The sequence below is a fragment of the Rhodopila globiformis genome (genome assembly GCF_002937115.1).
In the GTDB taxonomy this organism is placed as follows: Bacteria; Pseudomonadota; Alphaproteobacteria; order Acetobacterales; family Acetobacteraceae; genus Rhodopila; species Rhodopila globiformis.
Window position 1 is genome coordinate 1 of sequence record NZ_NHRY01000009.1, and the last position, 2,690, is coordinate 2,690.

1 protein-coding gene and 1 pseudogene are annotated in these 2,690 nt (G+C 67.5%); both read left to right on the top strand.

Going from position 1 to position 2,690, the window contains the following annotated elements:
- The first annotated feature begins 708 nt into the window (after positions 1-708).
- Positions 709-2,016, top strand: a complete 1,308-nt coding sequence (locus CCS01_RS00185; protein ID WP_104516834.1) for a Rossmann-like domain-containing protein — start codon at positions 709-711, stop codon at positions 2,014-2,016.
- A gap of 247 nt (positions 2,017-2,263) precedes the next feature.
- Positions 2,264-2,690 (top strand): annotated as a pseudogene (locus tag CCS01_RS34525) (hypothetical protein); the annotation flags it as partial.

Sequence of the window (2,690 nt, forward strand, 5' to 3'; positions counted from 1 at the left end):
CCTGGTCGCTCCTGTGGCGGCTTCGATGATTTCAGGCGCTTCGCGCGAAGCGCAATATCCACTTCCTCCGTGCAACTCCGTGCAAACATTGTGTAACTCCGTGTCCGCTTGATTGCCGCCGGTGAAATCAGCACCGGCGATGACAGTATGAGCCACGGCTGCAGCGGGCCATTTCCGAAATCTGTGCATCCCATAGGGCGTGTCCTGGCCATGACGGTGGGGCAACGGACCAAGCGCCAAATCCTTCTCCGGCCGCCGTCCTATCCTGATACGCACCGGTCAAGGCCCGTCCTCCTGTGCGGCCGGCGTGAAACGCCGCATGCCGATGTGCTTCATGCAAGGCCACATCGGCCGCCATGGGCATCCGCCACGAGGCCCCTGGCCGGATCAACAAGCCGGATTGTCTGAAGTCGAACAATCCGTTTCCCATCCAAACCAGCCAGGGGCAGAACAGATGACCTGCCAGTAATGAACGTCTCATGGCAGGGCGCGGCAGGAGCATCCGGAGGGTGCCCGCTGTGCCTTGCCGCAACCACATGACGCATGTGTTCATCCCCGAACGAACGAGATACGATTGTACAGCTACGTGACATCCGTATCCTGAACAATCCGGTCCGGCCGCGGTGAAGCGCGCCTCGTCTTGGCTTGTGGCTTGCAAGGTCACGATGGCCCCGCGCCGCGTCGGCGCAGCCTGCTATCGGAGACCGTATGCCTGAACAACCGACCATGGGTCCTGCGTGCCAGGGCAAACGGGGGCTTCCGGTGCATGGTGCCGCCCGTGCGGCGGCTGACAACCCGTGGGTCCGGCCCGGCGTCGTGGTGCACGATCCGGCGGAGGTGGTGGACGATCTCCTGGCGGATTTTGCCCTCACCCTCAAGCGCCGCGGTTTCAACGTCGCCGGCTTCGTGCAGCACAACAACCGCGGCTGTGCCGGCAAGGGCGAGGGCTGCGCGCCCCGGATCAGCTATCTCGACCTTGGCAGTGGCGCCACGGTGAAGGTCGACCGCGATGACGCCGTGACCTATCTGCAGGCGGCCATGCGGGAATCGACCGATCTTCTGGTCATCAGTCATTTCTCGGCGTGCCTCGGCGCCACCGACAGCCTGCATGCCCGCTTCGGTCCCGGCGCCGCGCCCGGCCTGCCGCTGCTGACCTCGATCGCCGGGCAATGCATCCACAAGTGGCACTGCTATGCCCGGCAGGAAGGCACGATGCTGTCGCCCGATCTGGCGTCCTTGTGGGCATGGTGGGGACCCGAGCACCTGTATCGCGACCTCGCCCTGGGCGTGGCGGCGCAGGAAATCCGCCGCATCGTCTGTGGTCCGCGCTGGATCATGATCGAAGGGCCCGGCGGCGTCGGCGTTGCCGCACTGCCGTGCCATCCGCGCGAACTGCTGCCACGCCTGCCGAAGCTCGCCCGCCGGAGCCTGCGGGAACTGGCGGCGCTGTCGGCCTCATGGGATCCGCTGGACATGGCGGTCGCCATTGCGGCGATCAACGCGCACTACAACCGTCGTGACGTCGATGCCCCGGCTGGCAACGGCGTGCGCGCCTTCCGTCATGTGCCGGGCCAGGTGGTGGTGGTCGGCGCGTTTCCCGGCGTCGACGGCATGCTGCCCAATTGCGCCCTGGCGGAAGCGGATCCGCGGCCGGGACGGTTTCCGATCGTTGCGCTGGATTCGTTGCTGCCGGGCTGCGGCGCGGCGGTGGTGAACGCCTCGGCCCTGGTCAACCGCAGCCTGCCGCGGCTGCTGCGGCTGGCCCGGCATCGTCCGGTGGCCCTGGTCGGCCCGGCCACGCCGCTGTCGTCGCGGCTGCACGATTATGGCCTCGCCGTCGTCGCGGGCTTCGTGGTCGACGACGCCGACGGACTGGCCGCGGCGATCCGGGCCGGCGCCACGGCGCGCGAGTTCGGACGGCATGGCCGCTTCATCCATCTGCCCGCCGCAAAGAAGGCAGCGGATTCGCCGGAAGCCGCGTCATTTCATAAAGCCCGCAGTACGATTGCCGGTTGACAGGCGACATCATCAACGTCATTACTGATGCCATCATGGTTTCCATTCTTGACTCCGAATAAAAATATTTAGTTCGGCGTTGTGAATGAATAAATCATTGCCTTCCTGTGCCGGTCCGGATTCGGGCTGACAGCGGGGGGCCGAAGGCGGCCTGAGCCGTTTCCGCACCGACTGCGTCCCTACGCGGGTGCCTGCGTCCGTCATGCGGCGGACAGGAACGGGGAACCGGATTTCCGGTCGGCCTGACATGGATCCCGCACGGATCGACGACGCCGTTCGCCCGGCGCGCATGCCGGATGGCGACGCCGGATGCCGGCGCACCGGCCGCCTGCTGCGGGCCAGCGTGTTCGTGCTTGTCGCGGTAGGCCACCTCGCGCTGCTCCGCCTTCTGCCGGGCCACGATGCCGATCGGCCGGCGCTGACGACGCCAATCAGCGTGCGTTGGATCACAACCGCGCCGCCCACCTCGGTTGCACCCGTCCCGCCTGCGTCCGCCCAGCCGAACACTGCCCCGCAGCCGGCTTCTGCCGCACCGGCGGCTGCCAGCCCAGCACCCGGGCCGGATAACCGCGCATCGGATGTCCCGGTGCCGCCGAAGGAGCCTCCGCCGCTGGTGCCGCGCCCGCTGCGCCGGCACCTGCGGCCCAGGCCGGCGGTCGTCGCCGCGCGCGCCC

Coding starts and splice junctions, on each gene's coding strand:
- CCS01_RS00185 (WP_104516834.1), top strand. CDS start 709: ATGCCTGAACAACCGACCATGGGTCCTGCGTGCCAGGGCAAACGGGGG.